Origin of the sequence: Lentzea fradiae (assembly GCF_900100955.1) — a bacterium.
GTDB lineage: Bacteria > Actinomycetota > Actinomycetes > Mycobacteriales > Pseudonocardiaceae > Lentzea > Lentzea fradiae.
Genome location: NZ_FNCC01000009.1, coordinates 267,358 through 292,521 on the forward strand (window position 1 = coordinate 267,358; position 25,164 = coordinate 292,521).

21 protein-coding genes are annotated in these 25,164 nt (G+C 71.0%); 13 read left to right on the forward strand and 8 right to left on the reverse strand.

Going from position 1 to position 25,164, the window contains the following annotated elements; genetic code table 11:
• Positions 1-35: 35 nt before the first annotated feature.
• The 8 genes from mmuM to BLT23_RS22835 all read right to left on the reverse strand — a co-directional run bounded on the left by mmuM (position 36) and on the right by BLT23_RS22835 (position 11,740).
• Positions 36-926, reverse strand: a complete 891-nt coding sequence (gene mmuM / locus BLT23_RS22800; RefSeq protein ID WP_090051859.1) for a homocysteine S-methyltransferase — start codon at positions 924-926, stop codon at positions 36-38.
• A gap of 190 nt (positions 927-1,116) precedes the next feature.
• On the reverse strand, positions 1,117-2,142 hold the full coding sequence (locus BLT23_RS22805) for a LacI family DNA-binding transcriptional regulator (protein ID WP_218133841.1): 1,026 nt from the start codon (positions 2,140-2,142) through the stop codon (positions 1,117-1,119).
• Between the two features lie 268 nt (positions 2,143-2,410).
• The gene (locus BLT23_RS22810) at positions 2,411-4,159 is read right to left on the reverse strand and encodes a glycoside hydrolase family 6 protein (protein ID WP_090051861.1); all 1,749 of its coding nucleotides are present in this window, start codon (positions 4,157-4,159) and stop codon (positions 2,411-2,413) included.
• A 20-nt stretch (positions 4,160-4,179) separates the two neighbouring features.
• The gene (locus tag BLT23_RS22815; protein WP_143036003.1) at positions 4,180-4,632 is read right to left on the reverse strand and encodes a hypothetical protein; all 453 of its coding nucleotides are present in this window, start codon (positions 4,630-4,632) and stop codon (positions 4,180-4,182) included.
• Positions 4,632-5,906: a lytic polysaccharide monooxygenase gene (locus BLT23_RS22820; RefSeq protein WP_245744101.1), complete on the reverse strand. Its 1,275-nt coding sequence runs from the start codon at positions 5,904-5,906 to the stop codon at positions 4,632-4,634. The genes BLT23_RS22815 and BLT23_RS22820 overlap by 1 nt, the downstream gene beginning before the upstream one ends.
• A gap of 11 nt (positions 5,907-5,917) precedes the next feature.
• On the reverse strand, positions 5,918-8,791 hold the full coding sequence (locus BLT23_RS22825; protein WP_090051863.1) for a glycoside hydrolase family 48 protein: 2,874 nt from the start codon (positions 8,789-8,791) through the stop codon (positions 5,918-5,920).
• Between the two features lie 566 nt (positions 8,792-9,357).
• Entirely contained in the window at positions 9,358-10,908 is a 1,551-nt protein-coding gene (gene gltX / locus BLT23_RS22830; RefSeq protein ID WP_090051864.1) for a glutamate--tRNA ligase, read from the reverse strand.
• 142 nt (positions 10,909-11,050) lie between these two features.
• On the reverse strand, positions 11,051-11,740 hold the full coding sequence (locus BLT23_RS22835) for a helix-turn-helix transcriptional regulator (protein WP_143036004.1): 690 nt from the start codon (positions 11,738-11,740) through the stop codon (positions 11,051-11,053).
• Between the two features lie 214 nt (positions 11,741-11,954).
• On the opposite strand from BLT23_RS22835, the gene BLT23_RS22840 reads away from it, so the two are divergent.
• The 13 genes from BLT23_RS22840 to BLT23_RS22900 all read left to right on the forward strand — a co-directional run bounded on the left by BLT23_RS22840 (position 11,955) and on the right by BLT23_RS22900 (position 25,156).
• Complete coding sequence (locus BLT23_RS22840) at positions 11,955-13,130, forward strand: LeuA family protein (protein WP_090052113.1); 1,176 nt, start codon at positions 11,955-11,957, stop codon at positions 13,128-13,130.
• A complete protein-coding gene (leuC, locus tag BLT23_RS22845; protein WP_090051866.1) occupies positions 13,130-14,542 on the forward strand; it encodes a 3-isopropylmalate dehydratase large subunit in 1,413 nt (470 codons plus the stop codon). The genes BLT23_RS22840 and leuC overlap by 1 nt, the downstream gene beginning before the upstream one ends.
• Positions 14,539-15,171, forward strand: coding sequence for a 3-isopropylmalate dehydratase small subunit (gene leuD, locus BLT23_RS22850; protein ID WP_218133842.1), 633 nt, complete (start codon positions 14,539-14,541; stop codon positions 15,169-15,171). The genes leuC and leuD overlap by 4 nt, the downstream gene beginning before the upstream one ends.
• Positions 15,172-15,201: 30 nt before the next feature.
• The gene (locus BLT23_RS22855; protein WP_090051867.1) at positions 15,202-16,230 is read left to right on the forward strand and encodes an isocitrate/isopropylmalate dehydrogenase family protein; all 1,029 of its coding nucleotides are present in this window, start codon (positions 15,202-15,204) and stop codon (positions 16,228-16,230) included.
• 60 nt (positions 16,231-16,290) lie between these two features.
• On the forward strand, positions 16,291-17,475 hold the full coding sequence (locus tag BLT23_RS22860; protein WP_090051868.1) for a cytochrome P450 family protein: 1,185 nt from the start codon (positions 16,291-16,293) through the stop codon (positions 17,473-17,475).
• 150 nt (positions 17,476-17,625) lie between these two features.
• Positions 17,626-18,852 (forward strand): MFS transporter, encoded by a 1,227-nt coding sequence (locus BLT23_RS22865; protein ID WP_090051869.1) that lies wholly within the window; start codon positions 17,626-17,628, stop codon positions 18,850-18,852.
• Positions 18,853-19,074: 222 nt separating this feature from the next.
• Complete coding sequence (locus BLT23_RS22870) at positions 19,075-19,920, forward strand: TauD/TfdA family dioxygenase (RefSeq protein WP_090051870.1); 846 nt, start codon at positions 19,075-19,077, stop codon at positions 19,918-19,920.
• Positions 19,921-20,042: 122 nt separating this feature from the next.
• Positions 20,043-20,831 (forward strand): BtpA/SgcQ family protein, encoded by a 789-nt coding sequence (locus BLT23_RS22875; protein WP_090051871.1) that lies wholly within the window; start codon positions 20,043-20,045, stop codon positions 20,829-20,831.
• The gene (locus tag BLT23_RS22880) at positions 20,828-21,937 is read left to right on the forward strand and encodes an SIS domain-containing protein (RefSeq protein WP_090051872.1); all 1,110 of its coding nucleotides are present in this window, start codon (positions 20,828-20,830) and stop codon (positions 21,935-21,937) included. Before BLT23_RS22875 ends, BLT23_RS22880 begins: the two co-directional genes overlap by 4 nt.
• Positions 21,934-22,386: a cupin domain-containing protein gene (locus BLT23_RS22885; RefSeq protein ID WP_090051873.1), complete on the forward strand. Its 453-nt coding sequence runs from the start codon at positions 21,934-21,936 to the stop codon at positions 22,384-22,386. The genes BLT23_RS22880 and BLT23_RS22885 overlap by 4 nt, the downstream gene beginning before the upstream one ends.
• 45 nt (positions 22,387-22,431) lie before the next feature.
• Positions 22,432-23,460 (forward strand): LLM class flavin-dependent oxidoreductase, encoded by a 1,029-nt coding sequence (locus BLT23_RS22890; protein WP_090051874.1) that lies wholly within the window; start codon positions 22,432-22,434, stop codon positions 23,458-23,460.
• A complete protein-coding gene (locus BLT23_RS22895) occupies positions 23,384-24,376 on the forward strand; it encodes an aldose epimerase family protein (protein ID WP_090051875.1) in 993 nt (330 codons plus the stop codon). Before BLT23_RS22890 ends, BLT23_RS22895 begins: the two co-directional genes overlap by 77 nt.
• A 9-nt stretch (positions 24,377-24,385) precedes the next feature.
• On the forward strand, positions 24,386-25,156 hold the full coding sequence (locus tag BLT23_RS22900) for a class I SAM-dependent methyltransferase (RefSeq protein ID WP_090051876.1): 771 nt from the start codon (positions 24,386-24,388) through the stop codon (positions 25,154-25,156).
• The last annotated feature ends 8 nt before the right edge of the window (positions 25,157-25,164 follow it).

Here is a 25,164-nt window from a genome sequence, read left to right on the forward strand (position 1 = left end):
CGCCACCCGACGCCAACACCCGACTCCGTCCGGCGTCACCGCCCGGCGGTGAGCTCCGCGGCCAGCGCCGCGATGGCGGCCGGGCCGGTCCGGCAGCACCCGCCGACGAGCCTGGCACCGGCGCCGGCCCACTCCCCCGCCGCGAAGCCCGCCGCACCACCGCTCCACGCGCGTTCCCTCGCGTCCCAGGTCTCGCCGCTGTTCGGGTACACGACGACCGGCAGACCGGTCACCTCCCGCGCCACGGCCACCGCGCCCGCCACGTCCTGCGGCGCGCAGCAGTTCACGCCGACGGCGACCACCTCGTCCACATCGGACACCACGGCGAACGCCTCCTCCAGGGGCTGGCCCGCGCACGTCCGGTCGCCGCGCACGCTGTACGAGAGCCAGGCCGGAACTCCGCTGCCGCGCACCACTTCCAGCACGGCGCGTGCCTCGTCGACGTCCGGGACGGTCTCCACGGCGAGCACGTCCGGCTCCGCCTCGGCCAGCGCCTCGATCCGCGGGCGGTGGAACCGCACCAGCTCCCGCGTGGTCAGCCCGTACCGGCCGCGGTACTCCGAGCCGTCCGCCAGCACCGCCCCGTAGGGCCCGACGGACGCCGCGACCCAGCGCTGTCCGTCCACTTCGGACGCGGTGGAGCGGGCCAGTCCCACCGAGGACCGCAGCAGCCGCGCCGTCTCGCGCGCGCCGAGGCCGTGCCGGGCGAACCCGGCGAAGCTCGCCTGGTAGCTCGCGGTGATGGCGACCTGCGCGCCCGCCCGGAAGTAGGCGAGGTGCGCGGCGCGGACGGCGTCCGGCTCCGTGAGCAGCAGGCGGGCCGACCACAGCTCGTCGGACAGGTCGTGCCCGGCCTCTTCCAGGGCCGTGGACAGACCACCGTCGAGCACGACCACGTCTTTTGCCAGTGCCTCCGCCAGTTCCACCGGCCGAGTCTACGAAGACCCGGCCCCACGTGTGTGCGGAGGAGTGCGCGACAGCCGCTCCGCCGATTGGGTCGCGCACTCCTCCAGGACGGTGTCCGGGGCACGTTCGCACGCGCGCGCCGCGTTTCCGCGCGTGCGAACACCCGTCGACCGCCCGTTCGAGCCGCCCTCCAGGACCTGGAGGGCGGAGTCAGCCGGTCGCGCCGTGGCGGGCGATCGGGTCCGGTGTGCTGGCCCGCCGGGACAGCCGTGGCGGCAGCAGCAACAGCGGGGGCGGTTGCTTGCCCTCCAGCTTCGCCACGAGCAGGTCCACGGCGTGCCGGCCGAGCTCCTCCGCCGGCAGCCGCACCGAGGTGAGCAGCGGGGACGACTGCTCCGCCAGCTCGTCGGGGCAGATCGCCACGACCGCGACGTCGTGCGGGACCTGACGGCCCGCCGCGCGCAGGCAGGGCGTGATCCAGCCCAGCGCCGCCTCGTTGTGCACGACCAGCGCCGTCATCGACGGGTGGGCGCGGATGAGGGCCTTCGTCGCCCTGAGCACCGAGTCGTGGTCGCCCTCGACGGACAGCGCGGTCGCGGCCACTCCCCTGCGCATGGCCGCCGCGCTGAAGCCGTTCATGGTGCGGTGGGCGAAACCCGTGCTGCGCCGGTAGACCGCGCTCGGGGCGCCGAGGAAGCCGATGGAGCGGTGGCCGAGGTCGGCGAGGTGGTCGACGCACTTCGCGCCCGCCGCCTCGAAGTCCAGGTCCACGCAGGTGAGGCCGCGCGCGGCGGCCGGGTGTCCGATGAGGACGGACGGCTTGGACAGCTGCCTCAGCAAGGGCACGCGGTCGTCGTCCATCTCCACGTCCATCACGAGGAAGCCGTCGACCTGGGCGCTGTTGGCCGCCCTGCGCAGCCCCGCCGCGCCGTCGTCCGCCGTCATGAGCAACAGGTCCATCTCGTACCTGCGCGCTGTCGTCACCGCCGCCGTGACGAAGCGCATCACCGCCGGCAGGTGCGTGCCCGCGCGCAGCGGGAGCACCAGCCCGATCACGTTGGTCCTGCTGGACGACAACGCGCGGTCGGTGACGTGCGGCTGGTAGCCCAGCTGCCTGATGCTCTCCCGGACTCTCGACTTCGTGCCCGCGGAGATCGTTCTCTTGCCGGTGAGGACGTAGGAGACCGTGCTGGGGGCGACCCCGGCGTGCCGTGCGACGTCCGCGATGGTGACCACGCAGCCTCCTTTCGCGCTTACACCCGGTGAGCGTGTCGACACCATAAGGAGCACCTTCTGAGACATCAAGAGTTATGTGTGCGTTAACATTGCGCATCTCAGGTGGTCCAGACGAATTCCGCACCGTCTGGAAACTTGCCGGAATGAAGATCAGCGCTGCCAGGAAGAGCGGGCCCACACGGCGCGACCCCCGAAACGGGAGCCGGCCGCATGGGCACGCTCACATGAACCTGGTGTTACATCACATCGCGTTCATATCGACCGCGTGTCACAGCGCCGGGTAGGCGTTGGCCAGGAGCTCCTGGAACTGCGCGGAGAACCAGTGACCGGACACGGGGGCGTTGGGAAGCGCACCGGACGGGTTGTTGCCGTTGCGCACGTTGCCGCCGTACGTCGGGTCGCACATGCGGTCGAAGCCCTTGCCCTCGTTGTTCGGGATCTCCTCGCTGGCACCGTCGGACTCACCCGGCGGCTTGACCCACACGTAGGCGTCGATGCCGGCCGCGGGGCTGGCCTTCGGGCGCTCGCCGATGCCCGCACCGGCCTGGTTGCACCAGTTGCCGGTGTGGAGACGGCGGTCGAGCCTGCCGCCGTCGACGTAGGCGTCGACCGACGTCTTCGGGCCGGGGCCCGTCGGACGCGCGGAGCCGCCCCAGCCGTTGCGGCTGGTGTCGATCAGCATGCCGATGTTGGAGTCGAAGCCCGCCTGGATGGCGCGCTGCCGGAACGCCTGCGCGTAGGGCAGCTCACCGGTGTAGCGGTTCCAGTCGACCCACTTCGACTGCCGCACCGGGGTGCCGTTGATCGACTCGTCGATCGAGAAGTTCGGCTCGGTGAGGGCGCCGTAGTTGGCCACGTTGGCGACGAAGCCGTGGACGTTGGCCTTGGTGCTGCCGGACGCGTTGGCCGCCGTGTAGAGCAGCTCGGCCGTGGCACCGAAGTTGTCGTCCCAGCCCAGCCAGCCGTGGTGGCCGATGTCGATGTAGTTGTAGGTGTTCGACTTGGCACCGAGCTTCGCGAGCGCGTAGCCGACACCGGTGACGTAGTTGCCGTTCGCCTTCATCACGTCGCACTCGGGAACCTGCGTCTCGCGGGGCGAGACGTTGGTGATCAGGTTCGGGAGCGAGTCGATCTCGACGATCGTCACGATGCGCAGGTTCGCGTACTCGGGACGACCGATGATCTCCGCGATCGGGTCGATGTACTCGGACTTGTACCGGTCGATCTCCGTCGGGCCCAGCTCACCGTTGGACGCCAGCGCCGAGCAGTCACGACCGGGCAGGTTGTAGATCACGACCTGGAAGACGAGTGGTGAGCCCGCCGCCTGGCGCACCGCCTCGTCGAGGTGTGCCGCGAGACCGCGGCTGGTCGAGGTGCCCGCGATGGCCGCGATGCGGTCCATCCACACCGCCGTGGGCTGGTTGGAGATCTTGGTGCCGCCCGGCTCCGCCGCCGCCTTGGCCGACCAGTCCGGGTCCACGTACATCTTCGCGCCGGCGTACGGGTTGTCCACCCTCGTGCCGGGGTTGTTGCCGCCGGAGGTCGTGGTCGTGGTGGTGGTCGTCGTGGTGGTGGTCGTGGTCGTCGGCCCGACCTGACCGGTGCACGTCGTGCCGTTCAGGGTGAACGTCGTCGGGTTGGCGTCGTTGGCACCGGCGCCGCTGCCGTTGAAGCCGAGGTCGATCGACTGGTTGGTGCCGAGGTTGCCGTTCCACGACATGCTGGCGGCCGTGACGTCCTTGCCGGACTGCGACCAGGTCGCGCTCCACCCCTGGGCCACGCGCTGGCTGCCCGGGAAGGAGAACTTGAGCGTCCACCCTCCCGAGATCGCGTCACCCAGGTTGGTGATCTTCACGGTGGCGCCGAAGTTCCCGCCACCCCAGCTGTTCGCCGCGTAGTCCACGCGACATCCGGGTGCGGCGCCCGCCGGGGCGCTCATCGCCACCCCGAAGGTCGCCACGGCGGTGGCGACCACGGCACCCGCCGCGGCCCACCGCCTTTGTCCGTTGAGCTTCATTGCTCCGGATCTCCTGTCTCTCAATGGTGTTCGATCTCTATGAGCGAGCACGCGGTGGGCGTGCACTCGAGTCGTTTCAGGCCCAGGTACTCCATCCCGATCGAGCCGGTGAGCGCGAAGCCGTCCCCGAAGGCGAGGTCCGGGTCACCCCGGACCTCGCCGTTGGCGAGCGCCGTCCGCCATGCCTGTTCGAGGCCAGGCCGCAGGACCAGCAACCCGAGCCGTGAGTACGGCTCCTTGGCGCAGGTCCCCCACTCCACCACGAACGGCGCGTAGACCTTCGACCGCACCGGCCCTGCGAAGTCGGTGAAGTCGTCCCCCCGCCGGACGTCGGAGCACTCGCCGGTGAGCTCGTTGAGCCACGCGGCGATGCCGTCGACGCCACGGCTGAGGTCCGGGGTGGGTTCGGTACGTCCTACGAGGAGGGCGAACGCGACCGAACCCACCACCAGGAGGGCGAGGAGCACCCTCATCACCGGATGGCGCACACGGATCCGTTGAGCGTGAAGGACGTCGGATCCGCCGGCGTGGACGTCGTCGTGGCGTTGAAGCCGAACGACGCCGTCGCGCCGGGTGCCAGGTTGGCGTTGTAGGACGCGCCTGTCGCGGTCGCCTTGCCGTTCGCGACCGTGATGGTCGACGACCACGCCTGCGAGAGCTGCTGCCCGGACGGGAAGTCCCAGACGAGCTGCCACGCGTTGACCGCGCTGGTGCCGGTGTTCTTCACCGCGACGTTCGCGGTGAACCCGCCGCTCCACGAGCTCGGCCTGCTGTAGCTGACCTCGCAGGAGCCCGTCGGGTCACCACCGCCGCCGGACGCCGTTCTGACCGTGACGCTCGACGACGCCGGGGACGTGTTGCCCGCGGAGTCCTTCGCGACGACGGTGAACGAGTACTGCGTGTCCGCGGACAGCCCGGTGATCGTGGCCGACGTCGACGACGTCGTCGCGACCGCCTGGGTACCGCGATACACGGTGTAGGACGTCACGCCCACGTTGTCCGTGGCGGCACTCCAGTCGAGCTTCACCGAGTTGCTGGTGACGTTCGACGCGACGGGCGTGCCGGGCGCCGACGGCGCGGTGGTGTCACCGTTGTTGTTGCCGCCGCCGAACACGACGTCCGAGCAGCTGTAGAACGCCTCGGGGCTGTCCGACCGCTGCCACAGCGAGTAGATGATGTGCCGGCCCGTCTTGTTGGGCAGACGGGCCTGCCAGGAGTACTCACCGTTGGCGAGCGGCGGGTTCGTCACCGAGTCGAAGGGCACCGACTCGAGGTCGGACCACTTCAGCGGCTGCGACGGGTCGTAGCCGTCCCTGGTGACGTACTGGTCCCACGTCCCGGGGTGCGGTGCCCACGCGTTGTACCGGAACGTGACCGTGGAGTTCGCCTGGACCTGCGTCACGGGCCAGTCGGACCGCGCGAGGTTGTAGGCGGCGAACTTCGTGGTGGGACCGCAGAGGTTGCCGTCCGGGATGATCTCCCGGTGGCGCCCGGCCGCGTTGCTGATCAGGTTGCCGAACCAGTCCCACAGCGGTTGCTTGCCGCCCTGTGCCACCGCCGCGGCACACGCGGGGTTGGTGGGCTGCAGGTCACCGCCGCCACCGCCGGCACGCCCGTCCTCGTAGCAGAGGTACGTGCGGCTGCCGGGCCAGACCATCGATCCGTGTGCGACCGCCGTGCCGCCGGTGTGCACCAGCACGGCACCCACTGTCGCCGCGACCGCCAGTAATGCGATGCGTTTCTTCAACTGGTCCCTCCTCACCCGAAGAGCTCTGCGTGCAGCGCGAACGCCGTGGCGATCTCGGCCTGCGCCCAGAAGCGGTGGTAGGTGAACGTCGGAGCGGGGCCACCGTCCAGGTACGCCTGGACCTTCGGCCACTGCGGGTCGTTCTTGTACATCGACCGCATCGACAGGAACGAGGAACCCTGGCCGATCTGGTCGCCGTTCGGCATCTTGCCGGTCCAGCCCGGCGGAACGTACGGGCCTTCCCGCGTGCTGGTGTCGTAGACGTCGTCGAACCGGTTGTAGTCCGACCGGGTCTCCGGCGTCGCGATGCCGAGGTCGTCCTGGTGGTCGAGCAACGCCGTCAGCAGCGCCTCACCCGTGGTCTTCGCCGCTTCGTTGCCGGAGCGCTCCGCGTAGTTCAGCAGCACCTTGGCGTAGGAGGCGGCGATGCCGACGTCCTGGTTGTAGTTGAGCACGCGGACCCGCAGGTTCGCGTTCGAGCCCGGGTTGCTCGCGTTCCACGTGTCCGGCGCGCCCGTCCACTCCATGTCGGACGGGATCTGGAAGTTCGTGCCGGTCGTCGTGTTGGCGATGGCCCACGGCACCCACTTGTCGAGGATCTTCTTGGCCCGCGCGTCACCGGTCAGCCGGTACAGCGCCGCCGTGCGCTCGATCCCCCACACCTGGAAGCCGAACCACCGGTTGCTCGGCGGGTCGCGCCACACCGGGTGGGCGTCGTAGTACATGCCGTAGAACGTCGGCGTGCCCGAAGGCGGCGCGCCGTACTGGCCCTCCCAGCTGTTCGTCACACCGCCGGCGATCGCACCGTCGGCCGACTGCAGCCACTGCAGGAGCTCCAGCTGCCGGTCGAGGCTCGTCGACCAGTCCTGCTGCCCGGTGGCGGACAGCGGCTTGAGCGCCGGAACCTGCGACAGCGCGTACGCCGCCAGCGGGTTCTGGTAGCCCTGGTGCGAGGCACCGTCACCGATGCGCCACGCCCAACCGGCGGACGTGTCGGTCGCACCACCCCACGCGTAGTACCAGGACATCAGGTAGTGCGCGCTGCTCTTGCCACTACCACCGGGGCACGACGTCGGGCTGTTGCAGTTACCGATGCGCTTGAAGTACTTGTCGAACATCGCGTACCGCAGGTAGTCGCCCATCTTGGCGGACTTGCCGATCTCGGTCGAGATCTCGCTCGCCTTGCCCTGCGCCGTCGCCCACTGCTGGGCGAGCAGTGCCACCTGCACCACGCGGGCGTCCGCGTCCGGCGCGTTGGTGTACTTCCACTGCTTGGCGTAGGACGCGTCCTTCGTGAACAGGTCCAGGAAGCCGTTGGGGCCACCGTGCTTGAACGTGTCGCAGGAAGGCTGCGGGATGGTCTCCCACACCGACTCCGACGAGCCGCGCTGGTAGGTGTTGATGTACGACGGTGCCGTCGTGCCGTCACCGCAGCGGCCGAAGCCGTAGGTGTTGTCGACGTCGATCAGCCAGTGCATGCCGTAGATGTCCGAGTTGCCGTACGCCGCCTTCAGCTCGGCCGCGATCGGGTCGGAGCCGACCGGAGCGGAGCTGTTCAGCTCGGACGGGTACTGGTCCATCCGCGGGTGCTCGGGCGCGTAGGTCGCCGGCTTCGACGCGTCGTACTTGTCGTTGGTCGGCTGGTCCTCCTTCGCCGGGATGATGAACTTCTCCATCGACGCGAAGGCCGACTTGAACGGCGCCCAGTCCCCGGTGACGCGGCCGTAGCTCGCCTCCAGCCACAGGTAGTAGCTGAACGCCTCGGACGTGGTCTGGTGACCGTGGTCCGGTGCCTCCACCATCAGCGTCTCGACCGAGTGGTAGGGCACGAGCAGGTCGCCGAACTTGCGGAAGTATCCGCTCGCCGGGTCCTTGATCTTGTTGTACTGGTTCAGGAACGCCTGGTTGAAGTCCGAGGTGGACGGGTCCAGTTCCTTCACCGTGACCGTCGCCGGGGTGTGGCCGGTGGCCGACGCCGTGAAGGTCGCCGTCCCGAGCTCACCGCCGTTGCCGGTCGAGGTGACCGTGACCGTCTGCTTCGCCGTGCTGCTGAACGTCAGCGTCGACGGGCTCACCGTCAGGTTTCCGCTCCCGCTGCGGGTGAGCGTGACCGTGACGGGCGAGCTCGGCGCCGTGGCCAGCGAGACGTCGAAGGTGGCCGTCTGCCCCTGCTTCACCGAGACGGTGCTCGGTGAGGCCAGCACCGCGGGCCCCGACAGGACCTTCACGCCCACCGGTGCCGACGTGGCCACCAGGCCGAGGTTGTCGGTCGCCCTCGCGGTGATGCTGTGGTCACCGGCCGGCGCCGACGACCACGTGCCGGTGAACGGCGCGCTGGTGTCGGTCGCGATCAGCTGGTCGCCCGCGTAGAAGTCGACCTTCGCGACGGAGCCGTCGTCCGTCGCGGTCGCCGCCAGCGGGATCTGCGCGGGAACGGTGTAGCTGGCCCCGCTCGTGGGCGAGGTGAGCGCCACGGTCGGTGCCTTGTTCGGTCCCGTGCAGGACACGCCGTTCACGGCGAAGTCCGTCGGTGCGGTGTTCGTGGCTCCCTTGCTGCCGTTGAACCCGACCTCGGCCGTGCCTCCGGTGGGCAGGTTCCTCGCCCAGTCCGGGTTGGTCACGGTCACCACGGACCCGTTCTGCGAGAACGTGCCGTTCCAGCCCTGCTGGACACGCTGCCCGTCGGGGAACGTCCAGGTAAGCCTCCACCCGTTCATCGCGTCGCCGTCGTTCCGGATCGCCACCGAGGCGCCGAAACCGTTGTTCCACTCGTTGGTGACTTTGTAGGTGACGGTGCAGGCCACCGCGAGCGGTGCCGCCACAGCGGGTACCCCGCCGCTCAGCACCACCGCCGCAACCGCCAACGCCACTCTTCGTCGAGTCATGCCGCCGCCCTCTCGACAACTGGGAGCGCTCCCAGAGTTCACGGCACTGTAACGTGGACCACAGGAGCCGTTCTGGCGGCGGTGCAACGACTTCTCCCCCGGAAGGCGCTTTCCACTCGGCTGCCCGGACCAACGTCGGCTCGTCTTCCGGTTCCTCTTACTGCTCCCTTCGAGTGGAATTCTGGGAGCGGTCCCAGATAACAGCGAAAGCGCCCGCACGAGTGCGGGCGCTCCCCGTCCTGGCCCCTCTCCTGGACCGATGAAGTCGTTGGTGACCAGGCGTTTCAGCGAACTCACGCGGTCGGCGGCCGACAGGTGAGGACGGCTCTTCGCCGAACCGCTTCGACCACCCGGCGTCGAGTGGCCGGGGTGCTCGTTCGACAAGACCGGAAAACCACCGGATGAGCCGCGCCCATCACGGTGGAACAGCTCCCGGTGTTCTCGCGGAAGCCGCTTGCGGCCAGGACGCTCACCTCGAAGGCCGACGCGTCCGCCGGGCGGTCACACCGCCGTAATAGTCGCGGTGAACGCGCACGGAGCGCTCCCGCGCGAACATCAGGTGACCGCTACACGAGCTCGCACTGCCTGGGCGGTGCGGTGCCGCATCCGCCAGGGGGCAACGGCTCTCCCACCGGCCCGCGATCACCGGACCCCGGCGCCGGTTCCCCCGGCGAGCCGAGAGCACGCCCGACCCGGCGCAGACTGCTCTCCCTGCCGAGCAGCACGAGCGACTCGTACAGCGGCAGGGTCACCCGGCGGCCGGTGATGCTCAGGCGCAGCGCGGTGAGCGCGGCGCGGGCGAAGGCGACGTCCTCACCGAAACCGTCCTTCAGCTGAACCTGCAGCGTTTCCTCCGTCCACTCCGGGACGTCCGCCAGGATCTCGGCGGCGGCACGCAACGCCGTCCGGTCCACGCGCGAGGCGATCTCCTCGTCCTGCAAGGAGATGGAGTCGTCCCGTTGGAACAGGAACGCGACGAGACCGGCCGCCTCGTCGAGGTTTCTCGCTCGGTCGCGGACGAGCGGCGCGGCACGGCGCAGCAGGCGCCGCTGCCGGGCGTCGAGTCGCGAAGGGAGCACACCGGTGTCCGTGGCGAACGAACGCAGGGCGGAGGTGAACCGTTCCGTGTCGAGCGCACGCAGGTGCGCGGTGTTCATCGAGGCGGCCTTCTTGGTGTCGAGCTTGACCGGCCGCGGCTTGATGCGGCGCGGGTCGAACGCCTCGACCAGCTCCGCCGCCGAGAAGATCTCGCCGGCGCTCGGGTGCGTCCATCCGATGGAGGCCAGGTAGTTGACCATCGCCTCGGGGAGGAACCCCCTGTCCCGGTAGCCGAGCACCGCGGCGTCCGGGACCGCCCTGGACAGCGGGCGGCCCTGCTCGTCCAGCACGGAGGAGATGTGGCCGAAGCGGGGCGTGAACCGGGCGACACCGATCCGTTCGAGCGCCAGGTAGGCGCCCAGGTGCCGCGGGACCGACGCCAGCAGGTCCTCGCCGCGCAGGATGTGGGTGATCCCCATGAGCGCGTCGTCCACCGGGTTGGCCAGCGTGAAGGTCGGATCGCCGTTGGCGCGCACCATGACCGGGTCCGGCGTGGCGTCGAGCCGGAGCACCATCGGTCCCCGGACCAGGTCGTCGTAGACGACCTCCCGGGAGGGCATGCGCAGCCTCAGCACGGGCACGCGGCCCTCGGCGCGCAACGCCGCCTTGCGGGCTTCGGAGAGGTCGCGGTCGGCGTTGTCGTAGCCCATGCGCGGGTGCCGCCCCGCCGCGCGGTTGCGCTGCTCGACCTCCTCCGGCGTGGAGAACGACTCGTACAGCTCGCCCGCGGCCTGCAGCTGCCGGGCGACGTCGAGGTGGAGCGGGCGCCGCTGGGTCTGCAGGTACGGCCCGTTCGGGCCTCCCACGTCCGGGCCCTCGTCCCAGTCCAGCCCCAGCCAGCGCAGGACCTCCAGCAGCGGCTCGTAGTACTCCTGCCGCCCTCTGGCCAGGTCGGTGTCCTCGATGCGCAGCACGAACCTCCCGCCGTGGTGGCGGGCGAGGGCCCAGTTGTAGACCGCCGCGCGGATCAGCCCGATGCTGGGCGGCCCGATCGGCGAGGGGTTGAAGGTCGTGCGCACCTGCCGTGTGGACGAATCGACGGCATGCGGAACATGGGCCACTTGTTTCCCCGTCCTGCTCGGCCCGTGAAAGGGTACCAGCGAGTCAAAAAACCACCGGTAATCCCGGAGGAATTCCCCGGCAATTCACCCGGTGGCGACACTAATCGTTGCGCGCACTCGTCAGAACGACGCCGTGCCGATGGCCACCGGGCCGCGCGACATAACCGAACTCCATCGCGTTCACGACCATCTCGACCTTCGTCGCGGCGTTGAGCTTCTCCCTGATGCGGCGGGCGTAGGTGCCCACGGTGGCCTCGGACAGCCCCATCCTGCGGGCGACCTGCCGGTAGGTCAGCCCGGCGCCGATGTGCCGCATGGTCTCGATCTCGCGGCGGCTGAGCGGAGCGCCCCGGTGAGGCCGGGGGTGGCCGTCGCGCGGGCGGTCCGCCTCCACCTCGGCGGCGAGCCCGCGCAGCGCGGCGACCAGGTCCGTGACCTCCGCGTCGTGCTCCACCACCAGGTGAGCGCCGGTGTCCGCGGCGAGCTCGCGGGTGGCGGGGTCGCTCGCGGACACCAGGAGCAGCACCTTGCTCGTCCTGGCCAGCCTGGCGAGCGTCGCCGCGCACGGCGGCCTGCGCAGGGGGTCGAACTCCGCGACGACCAGGTCGGCGGGCCGGGCGAGGTCCTCGGCCGACTCCACCGACTCGACCACGCGGAACCCGTTCTCCGCGGCCGCCGCCCAGGCGACGCCCGCTCGCACCAGTGGATGACGCGCGGCGATCGCCACCGTGCACGACCGGCTCTTCTGACCATTCCACCCGTGATCGACGGGAGTGATGGACGCGGCCACCGTCGGCCCTCCTTCGTGGTGCCGGAATGCGTGTTCCCACTGTCTCCGCGACTGTTCCCCTTGCGGTCCTGCTCCATGACCGCTCGCGTTCCCCCATTGCTCCCGACCTTTGTCAAGTCATGGTTCGTGTGACTTCCTGGACGGCGGCGGATAGCTGTCCACTGCTCCCCAGGCCCAGCGCTCGAATGGCGCGCGACACGAACCAGGAGTGGTGATGAGTCCTACCGGAAAGCGGGGTTCACGCAGGATCTCGGTGTTCGACACGACGCTGCGCGACGGTGAGCAGGCTCCGGGCAACGCGATGTCCGCGCAGACCAAGCTGGAGCTCGCGCTCGCCATCGAGGCCCTCGGCGTGGACGTGATCGAGGTGGGGTTCCCCAACTCCAGCCCCAGCGACCTCGCGGCGCTGCGGCTCGTGTCGGAGGCGTTGACGACCGCCCGGTTCTGCTCGCTGGCACGGGCCAACCGCGCGGACATCGAGGCCGCCGTCACGGCCGGTGGCACCGAGCGCCACCAGGTCGAGATCATGGTGACCGGCAGCGAGCTGCACATGGAGCACAAGCGCGGCATCACCCGCGCGGAGAACCTGGCGGAGACCGAGTTCGCCATCGGCCTCGCGCGGTCGCTGGGCGTGCGGGACATCTCGCTGGGTCTGGAGGACGCCAGCCGCGGGTCGGACGACCTGCTGCGCGCCCTGATCGAGACCGGCCTGTCCGAAGGCGCCACCACCGTCGTGCTGGCCGACACGACCGGGCACATGGTGCCCGCCGAGTTCGGTGACATGACCGCCAAGGTGCGTTCCTGGATCCCCTCCGACGTCGTGCTGAGCGTCCACTGCCACGACGACATGGGGCTGTCGCTGGCGAACGCGCTCGCGGCCGTCGAGGCGGGCGCGGACGAGGTGCAGGCGACGGTGGCCGGGATCGGCGAACGCGCCGGGAACACGCCGCTGGAGGAGCTCGCGACGGTGCTGACCTACAAGGGGCACCTGTACGACGCGTACACGACCCTCGACACCACCGGGCTGTACGAGGTGTTCCAGACCCTGTCCAGGAAGATCGGCCTGGCCCCGCCGCGCAACAAGGCGGTCTTCGGTGACAACGTGTTCAGCACCCTGGCCGGCATCCACCAGGCGGGAATGCTGCGCAACCCGATCACCTACGAGTACGTCGAGCCGGAGCGGTTCGGCCGGGAGCGGAAGATCCTGGTGGGCAGGCACTCCGGCCGCGCGGTGCTGCGGCACGTGTTCGACGAGCTGGGCCTGCCATGGGACCAGGAGCTGGGGCAGAAGCTGTACGAGGAGCACATCGCCAGCCGTTCGGACGGCGACTTCATCTCGGTGGCGGAGCTGAAGCACGTGCTGAGCACGACGGTCGCGGCGGCGATCTGATGACTCGACCGAAGACCGTCATCGACAAGATCTGGGACGACCACGTCGTCTGTTCCGACGCCAAGGGCGACCTGCTCTACATCGACCTGCACCTGGTCCACGAAGTCACGTCGCCACAAGCGTTCGACGGCATCGAGCACGAGGGACGGCGGGTGCGTCGTCCCGACCTCACCCTCGCCGTGGAGGACCACAACGTCCCGACCGACAGCCTGCTGATCCGCGACCCGATGGGCAGCGCCCAGGTCGAACGGCTGCGCGAGAACTGCGCCCGGCACGGGATCGAGCACTTCGCCCACGGTGACGAACGGCAGGGCGTGGTCCACGTCGTCGCACCGGAACTGGGCCTCGTGCAGCCGGGCATGTCCGTGGTGTGCGGTGACAGCCACACGTCCACGCACGGTGCCTTGGGCGCGTTGGCGTTCGGGGTGGGCACCAGCGACGTCGAACACGTGCTGGCCACGCAGACGCTGCGGATCACCAAACCCGCGACCATGGCCGTGGAGTTCGTCGGCACGCTGCCCGCGGGGGTGTCGCCGAAAGACCTGGTGATGGCGCTGATCGCGGAGATCGGCGCGAACGGCGCGAACGGTCACGTCATCGAGTACCGCGGCCCCGTGATGCGCGAGATCTCGATGGAAGGGCGGATGTCCATCTGCAACATGGCCGTCGAGGCCGGTGCGCGCGCCGGTCTCGTGGCGCCGGACGAGGTGACGGAGGAGTACCTGCGCGGCAGGCCCGCCGCGCCCTCGGGCTCCCGGTGGGACGAAGCCGTGGCCGCCTGGCGGGAGCTGCGGACCGACGACGGCGCGTCGTTCGACAAGACCGTCCGGATCGACGTGTCCACCTTGACCCCGTACGCCACGTGGGGCACCAACCCGGGACAGGCGGCGCGGGTCGGTGACGGCGTCGTTCCCGACCCGGCGACGTTCACCGACCCCGGTGAGCGTGCCGCCGCACAACGCGCGCTCGAGTACATGGGCCTCGCGCCGGGCACCAGGCTGCGCGACATCAAGATCGACACCGTCTTCCTGGGCTCCTGCACCAACGGCCGCATCGAGGACCTGCGGGCCGCGGCGGAGGTGCTCGAAGGCCGCAGGCTGGCCAACGGCGTGCGCATGATCGTGGTGCCGGGCAGCATGCAGGTCCGCAAGCAGGCCGAGCAGGAGGGCCTGCACGAGGTCTTCACCGCGGCGGGCGCGCAGTGGCGGCTGTCGGGCTGCTCGATGTGCCTCGGGATGAACACCGACCGGCTCACCGGCCCCGCCCGCGTGGCGTCCACGTCCAACCGCAACTACGAACGCAGGCAAGGAGATCACGCGCGAACGCACCTGGTCTCCCCCGCGACCGCGGCGGCCACCGCCGTGGCGGGACACCTCGCCGCACCCCAGCACCTGGACGGAGCCACCACGTGACCACGACACCGTTCACCGTCCACAGCGGACGGGCGATGGTCCTGCGCCGCGACGACATCGACACGGACCAGATCATCCCCGCCGAGTTCTGCAAGCGGCTCACCAAGCACGGCTACGAGGACGGGCTGTTCGCCGGGTGGCGCGGCGAGCCGGGGTTCCCGCTCGACCAGCCGCACCTGCGTTCGGCGACGGTCCTGGTGGCGGGCAGCAACTTCGGCACCGGCAGCTCCCGCGAGCACGCGGTGTGGGCGTTGCGCGACTGGGGTTTCCGCGCCGTCGTCGCCGTCAGCTTCGGCGACATCTTCCGCCGCAACGCGTTCACCAACGGCCTGCTGCCGGTCTGCCTGTCCAAAGAGGACGTCGCGGCGCTGTCCGACGCGGTGGAGGCCGATCCCGCGATGCCCGTCACGATCGACCTGCTGGAGCGGGAGCTGCGCACCCCCGGCACGAGCAGGAGCTTCGACGTCGACGAGCGCGCCAGGCACCTGCTGGTCAACGGCCTGGACGAGATCGGGCTCACCGAGCAGCAGGAGCAGCACATCGCGCGGTACGAGCTGACCCGCAGGCCCTGGTTCCCCTCCCTGCGCCCCGGCTGCCTGTCGGGCGGCAGGTGGCAAGCCGCCCGCTGACCCCACCCCCAGCAGACAGGAACGACGAGAATGACCGTCATCTCGGTGCTCCCAGGAGACGGCGTCGGCCAGGAGGTCGTGCCGGAGGCCCTCCGCGTGCTCGACGACCTCGGCCTCGGCTTGGAGTTCGACGTCCTGGACCACGTCAACGCCGGCGCGTACCTCGCCACCGGCACCGCCCTGTCCGACGACGACGTCGACCGGATCAGGCGCAGTGACGCCGCGTTGTTCGGCGCCATCGGCGATCCCAGGGTCACCAGCCCCGACTACGCCAGGGGCGTGCTGCTGCGGCTGCGGTTCGAGCTCGACCTCTACGTGAACCACCGCCCGGTCAGCCTGCCCGCCGAACGGCTGAGCCCGCTCAAGGACGCGAAGCGCGGCGCCATCGACTGCGTGGTGGTCCGCGAGAACAGCGAGGGGCTCTACGCGGGGATCGGCGGCGCGCTGCGGCAGGCGACGTCGCACGAGGTCGCGCTCGACGTCGAGGTCAACACCCACAGCGGGGTGTCGCGCATCCTCGACTACGCGTTCGGCATCGCCCGCTCCGAGGTCTGCATGGTCGACAAGTCGAACGCCGTGCCGAACGGCGGGCGGCTCTGGCAGCGCTGCTGGGCGGACGCCCGGCGGCGGCACCCCGCGATGGTCACGCGGCACCTCTACGTCGACGCCGCGGCCATGCGGCTGGTCTCCGACCCCGCCGGGTTCGACGTGATCGTCACGAACAACTCCTACGGCGACATCCTCAGCGACCTCGCCGCCGAGCTCGGTGGCGGGATCGGCATCGCGACCTCGGTCAACCTGAACCCGTCGACCGGCTTCGGCCTCTACGAGCCGGTGCACGGCAGCGCGCCCGACCTCGCGGGGCGCGGCGTCGCCAACCCCGTCGCCGCGATCCTCTGCGCCGCGCTGATGCTCGGCGACCTCGGTCACACGGCCGAGGCCGAGGCGGTGCGCGCCGCGGTGGCGCGCACGGTGGAGGCGGGACGGTGCACGCCGGACCTCGGCGGGTCGCTCGGCACCGCGCAGGCGGGTGCGGCGATCCGCGCCGAGCTCGGCTGACGTCCGCGACGGCGCCGGACACTTCCTTCCGCACCACCACCTTCCGAGGAGAACACCCCGATGGGCGAAGCCACCGTCATCCCGGGCAGGACCATCCCCCAGCTGCCCGGCGACTACTTCCAGAACCCGCACGAGGTGCACGACGCGCTGCGCGCGGAGGGCCCGGCGCGGGAGGTCCGCATGCCGGGCGGGCTCAAGGTCTGGTTCGTGACCCGCTACGACGAGGTGAAGGCCGCCCTCAACGCCCCGGGGGTCAGCAAGAACGTCGGGGGCAGGGTGACCCACGACGCGCTGGCCGAGCACATCGTCTACATGGACCCGCCGCACCACACCCGGCTGCGCAGGCTCGTGACCAAGCCGTTCACCGCCCGCCGCGTCGAGAAGATGCGGGCACGGATCGAGGAGATCACGGCCGAGCTGCTCGCGGAGCTGGCCGACGGCGACGTGGTCGACCTGCTGGAGGCGTTCGCGTTCCCCTTGCCGGTCAACGTCATCTGCGAGCTGCTCGGCATCCCGATCGACAACCGCGACGAGTTCCGCGAGTGGTCCAACCAGGTGCTGACCTTCGGCACCCCGGAGCAGGTGAGGGCGGCCACCGCGGGGATGGCGGCCTTCCTGCACCAGCACGTCGCCAAGGTGCAGGCGGCCGAGCCCGACGACACGTTCTTCTCCGCCCTCGTGCACGCCACCGACTCCGGCGACCTGCTGAGCCGGGAGGAGCTCGTGTCGATGGCGTTCCTCCTGCTGGTGGCGGGCCACGAGACGACGGTGAACCTCATCGGCAACGCGGTGCTGGCCCTGCTGCGCAACCCGGACCAGCTGCGGATCCTGCGGGAGAGGCCCGAGCTGATCCCCGCGAGCACCGACGAGTTCCTCCGGCTGGAGGGCTCGATCAACATCGCGTCGTTCCGCTACACCACCGAACCCCTGGAGCTGGGCGAGGTCACGGTGCCCGCCGGGGAGCTGCTGATGGTGTCGCTGCTGGCGGCGAACCGGGACCCCGAGCGGTTCGAGGACCCCGGCCGGCTCGACGTGACGCGGTCCGCGCAGGGCCACGTCGGGTTCGGGCACGGCATCCACTACTGCCTGGGGGCCCCGCTGGCCAGGCTGGAGTTCGACGTGGCGCTGACCCGGCTGCTGGAGCGGTTCCCGAACCTCGAGCTCGCCGCGGAGCCGGAGACGCTGGTGTGGCGGGAGAGCACGCTGATCCGCGGCCTGCACACGCTGCCCGTGCGCCTCGGCTGATCTTCGCGAACGCCGTCACGGCAATTCCTCCGCACGTCTCACCCCATCCCGGAACGACGGCCGGAAAATCGACGGACAATCACGCGGGAACCTCGAACGATTACCGCCGAATTGCTGACCGATGACCGGCGGCCGTTAGCATCGCGCGATATGTTAAGGCAATTTTCGGTTCCCGCGGGCACATCCCGGCAGCTCGTGCTGGCGAGCCTGCTGATGTCCGCGGGCAACGGCGCTTTTCTGACCTGTTCCGCCATCTACTTCACCAGGGTGGCGGGGCTGTCCCCGGCTCAGCTCGGGCTCGGGCTGACGGTCGCGGGCGCGGTGGGCCTGTTCGCGGGGGTGCCGCTCGGGCACCTGGCGGACCGCCGCGGGCCGCGGGAGGTCGCCGCCGCGCTGGTCGCGTTGAACGGCGTGGCGGCCGCCGCCTACCTGTTCGTGCGCGAGTTCTGGACGTTCGTGCTCGTGGCCGCCGTGTTCGTGCTGGCGGAGCGCGGGTCGCGGGCGGCCATCCAGGCGCTCACGTCGGGGCTGCTCGGAGGCGACGAGCTGGTGCGGATTCGGGCCGTGGTGCGATCGGTCAACAACGTCGGCGTCGCGGTCGGCACCCTCGTCGCCGGCGTCGCGCTCCAGATCGGGACGGCACCGGCCCTGTCCTCGGTGCTCGTGCTCGACGCCCTGAGCTTCCTCGGTTCCGCCGCGGTGCTGGCACGCCTGGGGAGGGTGGCGCCGACTCCCCCGGCCGCCGCGGGCGAACCGAAGCACTCCGTGCTGCGCGACGGGCCGTTCGCGCTGTTCACCGCCCTGAGCGGGGTGCTCGCGCTGCACACCGTGCTGCTGGAGATCGCGGTGCCGCTGTGGATCGTGACGCACACGGAGGCGCCCGCGGTCATGGTGACCGTGCTGTTCCTGGTCAACACGATCAGCGTGGTCCTGTTCCAGGTCCGCGTGGCGACCCGGCTGAACACCCTGGACCGCTCGGTGAAGGGCTTCCGGCTGGCCGGCTTCGCGCTGCTCGGCGCGTGCGGCCTGTTCTCCGCGTCCTCCGCCGGGTCCGCGGTCTTCGCCGCGATCGCCCTGGTCGCCGCCGGGCTCGTCCACGTGTGCGGCGAGATGCTCGCCGCCGCGGCGGCGTGGACGACCAGCTACGGCCTGGCCCCCGCCGACCGCCAGGGCCAGTACCAGGGCTTCTTCTTCACCGGGTACGCCGCGTCGATGATGGTCGCGCCCGCGCTGACGTTGCTGCTCGTCCAGTGGGGCACGCCGGGGTGGTGGGTCCTGGGCGGGCTGTTCGTGTCCACCGCCCTGGCGATGGGACCGGCGGTCGCCTGGGCCCAACGGGTCGCGGCGCGCCGCCAGGTCAGTCCCGCGCCGGTCTGACCACCCCGGAACGCCCGCACGATTGCAGCGCGGGAATTCACGATTACCGCTCACTTGGCAAAGCTGGACGCAATTACCCGCCGATGTGCCCGCAAAGCGGCGCAAAGCTGTCCAACACCGGACACCGCCGGTAATGTCGGACGCGTCGAAGATCTTCTCGAAATGCGCACCGGCATCAATGCGGAGTAGCGCACGACAACCCTCGTCCCGTCGGGAGGAAAAGTGCGAACCGGCGTATTCGCGGAGCAGGACCACTACACCCACGTCGCCGCACGGCAGGCCCTGCTGGACTCGTCCAGGACGCTGCCCGAACCTCTCGGCGGGGCCGTCGCCACCGCCGGCGGGACCCCCGCCGAGGTCGCCGGAGTCGTCCGGGCCGCGCTCCGGCAGCACGGCGCCGCCGTGGTGCAGCTGGAGGAGCTGCTGTCGGACGACGACTTCCGCGCGGTGGGCGCGCACCTCGGCACCGCGATGCCGGAGACCGACCCGGCCGTGCAGCCGTTCGTCACCGACGGGGTGGTCCTCAACCTCGTCACCCGGCACTCGCACACCGCCGACACCTCGCTCCAGCCGTTCGCGGAGAACTCGCTGTCGCTGCACACCGAAGGCAGCGGCCGTCCCGCCGGGCAGCAGCCGCGCCACATCGTGCTGATGTGCCAGGACCCCGGCGCGAACCCCGCGTCCGCCCAGACGGTGCTGGTGCCGATGTCCGGGGTCCGGCAACAGCTTTCACCCGAGCACGAAGCCGTGCTGTCGCGCACGCGCTACGCCCACCTGCCCGCGGGAGAGACGATCCTGCGCGAGCACGAAGGCCGTGCCGTGTTCTCGTTCCGGGACTTCCTTAACGACAAGTTGGAGTGGGTCAACGAGGGCGACGACAGCGCGGAGGCCGTAGAGCAGGCCCTGCAAGCACTTCTGTCCGGGATGTACACGGCGGGCGCCGCCGGCGTGCACTGGCGCCGCGGCCTGCTCGTGGTCGTCGACAACACGTACTTCTTCCACGGCAGGACGGCCGGTGTCTCCTCCCCCGCGCATCCACGGCACCTCAAGCGCCTGCGCCTCACCTGACCACGCCGAGCCGGAATCCGAGCAGGAACGGAGACCCGTCATGCATCCACCCACCCATGTCCTGGGTCCTCGTCAGCTCGAGGTCCCGGCGCGCCCCGGTGTCCTCCCCCGGCAGGTCGCCCATGTCTGACAACGCGAAGCGCGTCCTCGGGATGATCCACCTCCAGCCGCTGCCGGGCACCCCCTTCCACGAGCCCGGCAGCCTCGACCGCATCATCAAGACGGCGGTGCGGTCGGCGAAGGCGCTGGAGAACGGCGGTGCGGACGGCTGCCTCGTGCAGACCGTCGACCGCGTCTACTCCGTCGAGGACGAGTCCGACCCCGCCCGCACCGCGGCGATGGCCCTGGTCGTGGCCGCCGTGGTGGACGCGACGGGTCCCTGTTTCGAGACCGGCGTGCAGATCATGCGCAACGCCGCGTCCGCGTCGCTCGCCGTGGCCGCCGTCACCGGTGCCGAGTTCGTGCGGGTCGGCGCGCTCGTCGGCGAGACGCGGTCGCACCAGGGCGTGGTGCGACCGGACCCGCTGGCGCTGGCCACCTACCGGAAGATCATCGACGCGACCGACATCGAGCTCGTCGCGGACGTCGACACCATGCACTACTCGTGGCTCGGCGGGGGCAAGACACCGGGCGAGGTGGCCAAGGCCGCGCGGGCGGCCGGTGCCGACGCGGTGGCCGTGAGCGACCCCGACGAGGAGACGGCGCTGCGCAAGATCGCGTCGGTCCGCGCCGCCGCACCCGACCTGCCCGTGCTGCTCGCGGGGCACACCGACCACGGCAACGCGGCGAGGCTGCTGTGCGCGGCCGACGGGGCGTTCGTGGGGTCGTGCCTCGAAAGCGGCGGCTGGGGCGGCGAGATCGACGAGCGCCGGGTCAGCGAGTACACGGCGATCGTGCGGAGCCTGTCATGACCGGGCCCGTCGTGACCGGACCGCCCGTGACCGCGACCGCCTCGCTCGTGCGGCAGGCCGAACGGCTGGCCGCCGACGTGGCGGACCTCGTCCCCGCGCTGTCGGCCCAGCTGACCACCCCGTTCCCCGGCGTGCGGCAGGTGCTCCTCGTCGGCAACGGCGACTCGCACCACGCGGGCGCCGCCGCCGAGCACGCGTTCACCACCTTCGCCGGGGTGCGCTGCCGTGCGGTGCCCGCCCAGCGCTTCGCCGACTACCCCGGCACGCACCGGCTCGACGCCAGGACGCTCGTCGTGGGCACCTCCGCGTCCGGCGGCAGCCCCAGGGTGGCGGAGGCGCTCGACCGGGCGGCGGCGCTGGGCGCGAGCACGCTGGCCATCACGGGAAAACCCGGCAGCGCCGTCGACGAACGCGCCCGCCACCGCCTGCACGCCGTGCCCGAGAACCTCGAACGCGGCCCGGGAATCCGGACGCACCAGGCGAGTCTGCTGGCGCTGCTGCTGCTCGCGATCCACACAGGACGCTCACGCGGGGTGCTCGGCGCGGCCGAGGCACGCGGGCTCGAAGACGAGCTGACGGCCACGGCGGAGCGGATCGACCGCACCCTCGCCCTGGTCGCGCCGGGCTGCCGGGCCATCGCGCCCGTGGTGGCGTCGGCGCCGGTGCGCTACCTGCTCGGCGCCGGACCGGGTTTCGGCACCGCCGGGTACGCGGCGGCGAAGCTCGTCGAGGCCGCCGGGGTGCCGAGCTCCGCCCAGGACTTCGAGGAGTGGTGGCACGTCGAGCGGTTCTGCCGCCCCACCGACCTGCCGGTGTTCCTCATCGCCACCCCCGGCAAGGCCGCGGACCGCGCGGCGGCACTGGCCGCACGCGCCACGGCGGCCGGACGGCGGATCGCACTGGTCGGTGCCACCGCACCGGACGTGTGGGCCGCACTGCCCGTGGCGGACGGGGTGCGCGAGGAGCTCTCGCCGCTCGTCCACTCGGTGTTCGCTCCCCTGCTCGCGGCCGGGGTCGCCGACCACCTCGGCCGGCAACCGTTCCACGGCGACCTGCGCACGGCGGAACGCACGACGGACTCTTCACCAAGGAGGCAGCAGACATGACCACCTCGTTCGAGACGGCGCTCAGGACCGACGTCCGGTTCGACCCGGAGGTCCACATCCGGGGCATCCAGGACGAGCCGTTCGTCCAGCTGGTCGACCACCACGGTCGCCCGCTGGAGGGCATCAAGGGCGTCGCGGGCGTCGCCGAGGAGATCGGGCTCGGTGTCCCGATCGGCGCCGACCGGCTCGTGATGCAGCCGGGGACGGCCTTCGAGCTGCACACGCACCCCGGCGCGCACATCCTCTACGTGCTGTCGTCGCGCGGGTTCATCCACATCGACGGCGTCGACTACGAGATGAAGGCGGGCGACACCGTGTTCGTCCCCGCCGACTACGCGCACGGGGTCAAGACCAACGCGAAGGTCAGCGAACCGTTGCAGATCCTGGCCTTCGGCGTGCCGCACATGCCGCTGGAGTCCAAGGAACGCATGACCCTCGTCGAGGGGTGAGCGGACCGGTGCGCACCCTGACCACCACCGCGCCGGCGGGCCCGCATGCCTGAGCTGAGGTTCGGCGTCCACTCCGGACAGCAGTACGCGTCCTTCTCCGAGGCCCTGGAGCTGTGGCGGCTGGCGGAGGAGCTGGGGTACGACTGGTGCTCGCTGTTCGACCACCTGCGTCCGCCGATGGGCGGCCCGGACGGGCCGTGCTTCGAAGGTCCGACGCTGCTGTCCGCCCTGGCCGCACGGACGGAACGCGTCAGGTGCGCGCTGCTCGTGTCCGGCGTCTCGTGGCGCCACCCGGCGCTGCTGGCGTCCGCCGCGGCGACGATCGACCACGTCAGCGGCGGACGGGCGGAGATCGGCATCGGGACGGGCTCGGCGGACCTGGCCACCTCCCAGTACGGCCTGCCGCACCCGCCGGGGCGGACGCGGGTCGAGCTGCTGGAGGAGACGGCGGCGGTGCTGCGCGGGCTGTGGGACGGCGGCCCGTTCTCGTTCCGGGGCAAGCACTTCCAGCTCCAGGACGCCTACCTGCGTCCCGCGCCGGTGCAGCGGCGGCTGCCGCTCGTGTTCGGTGGCGCCGGACCGGAGCTGCTCCGGGTCGCCGCCCGGCACGCCGACGTGTGGAACAGCCTGGTGGCGCCTCCCGACGCCTACCGCGCCCGGTGCGCGACGCTCGACCGGCACTGCGCCGAGGCGGGCCGCGATCCCGGTGAGATCCGGCGGTCGATGACGTTCCGCGCCCTGCTCGTGGAGCACGAGGACGAGCTGCCCGCCCGGCTGGCCGGCCTGCGCCGCTCGTTCCCGCCCGACTCGCCGGTGTGGCCTGAGTACCTGGTGTTCGGCACGCCCGAGCAGTGCGTGGCCGCGCTCCAGCCCTACTTGGCGCTCGGCGTCACGGACTTCCTGTTCGGCGCCCGCCCACCGGTCGACCGGGTCAGCCTGACGTTGTTCGCCGAACGCGTGGTGCCCGAGCTGCGCCGCCTGACCGAAGGGACCCCCGATGCCCAGGACCGAGCGCGCCTCGGCGGGCCACACCCCGGCCGGCCGCGAGGTCGAGTCGTACCTGCTGTCCTGTGACGACCTGTCGATCGAGGTGTGGACGTACGGCGCGACGCTCGTCGAGGTCCGCACCCCCGATCGGGACGGGCGCGTCGCCAACGTCTGCGCCCGGCTGCCGGACCTGGAGTCCTATGTGGACCGGGCACGCAACCCGTACGTGGGTGCGACGATGGGCCGGTTCTGCCGCTGCGTCGCCGGTGGAGAGTTCGAGCTGGACGGCGAGATCCACACCCTCGACCGCAACGACGGCCGGCACCACCTGCACGGCGGGTCCGCGGGCTTCGACACGCGGGTCTGGACGGCGGAGGCGTTCGCCGACGGCGGTGCCGCCGCGGTGCGGCTCTCGCTGACCAGCGAGGACGGCGACCAGGGTTACCCCGGCGAGCTGACCGCGCACACGACCTACCGCGTCGAGCCCGGCGGGGTGCTCGTGATCGAGCACGAGGCGACCACGACCAAGCCCACCGTCGTCGGCCTCACCAACCACGCGTTCTGGAACCTCTCCGGGACCGGCACGGTCGACGGCCACCGGTTGCGGCTCAACACCGCCGAGGCCGTCCGCTTCGACGACGACCTGGTCCCGCTGCCCGGCCCTCCCGCCGACCTGAGCGGGACACCGCTGGACTTCACCTCCGAGCGGCTCCTCGGCGACACGCGCATCGACAACTGCTTCCTGCTCCACGACGACGCCTGGGCTGCCGAGCTGCGGCACCCCGGCAGCGGGCGGACGATGCGCGTCACGACGGACCAGCCCGGCGTCGGCGTCTACACCGGTGACTGGTTCGGCGCACGGCCGCGGTGCGGCATCTGCCTGGAGACAGGACCGCTGCCCGACGCGCCCAACCGGCCCGACTACCCGTCCGCCCGGCTCGACCCCGGTGAGGTCTACCGGCACCGGGCCGCGCACGTCTTCACCACCGACCAGACCGGATAGGAAGCGAGCATGGAGAACTACTACTCGGAGAGCTTCGCCGCGTTCTTCGACGGCAACTACACCGGCTGGGTCAACAGGTTCTCGCCGCGGCTGGCCGAGGCGCTCGGCAAGTCCCTCGACCTGCCCCGCACGGCACTGGACCTGTGCTGCGGCACCGGCATCACCACGCGGTACTTCCTCGACGAGGGCTGGCAGGTGTCCGGTGTGGACGGTTCGGATGCGATGCTGGCGCTCAACCGCGCCCGCAACGCCGACGCCTGCGACGAGGGCCGGCTCAGCCTCACCACCGCCGACGCCAGGGAGTTCACGCTGCCCGAACCCGTCGCGGCGGCCTTCAGCCTGGACGGCGCGCTCAACCACCTGCCGGCTCTCGCCGAGCTGCGGCGCTGTTTCGAACAGGTGCACGAGGCGCTGCTCCCGGGCGGGGAGTTCGTGTTCGACCTGTTCGAGCAGTCGCACTTCGAGCACTGGAACCACGTCACCGTGACGGACAAGCCGGAGGTGGCGGTCGTCAAGCGCGGTGTGTGGGACGTCGGCGCGCGCCGCGGGATGCTCCGGGTCTCCGGTGTGTTCGGGGGTTTCGAGAACGCCCGCCGCGTGGAGCAGACCCTGAGCAGCTGGTACTACGACGCCGACGAGGTGAACGGCGCGCTGCGCGAGGCCGGTTTCGAGCCGCGTCCCCACGAGTTCGCGGGACCCGACCTGAAGTGCGACTCGGGCTCCTGCTCGTTGACGCCCGTGCCGTGCAGGCAGGTCTACCGGGCGGTCCGCCCCGCATGACGCCGTTG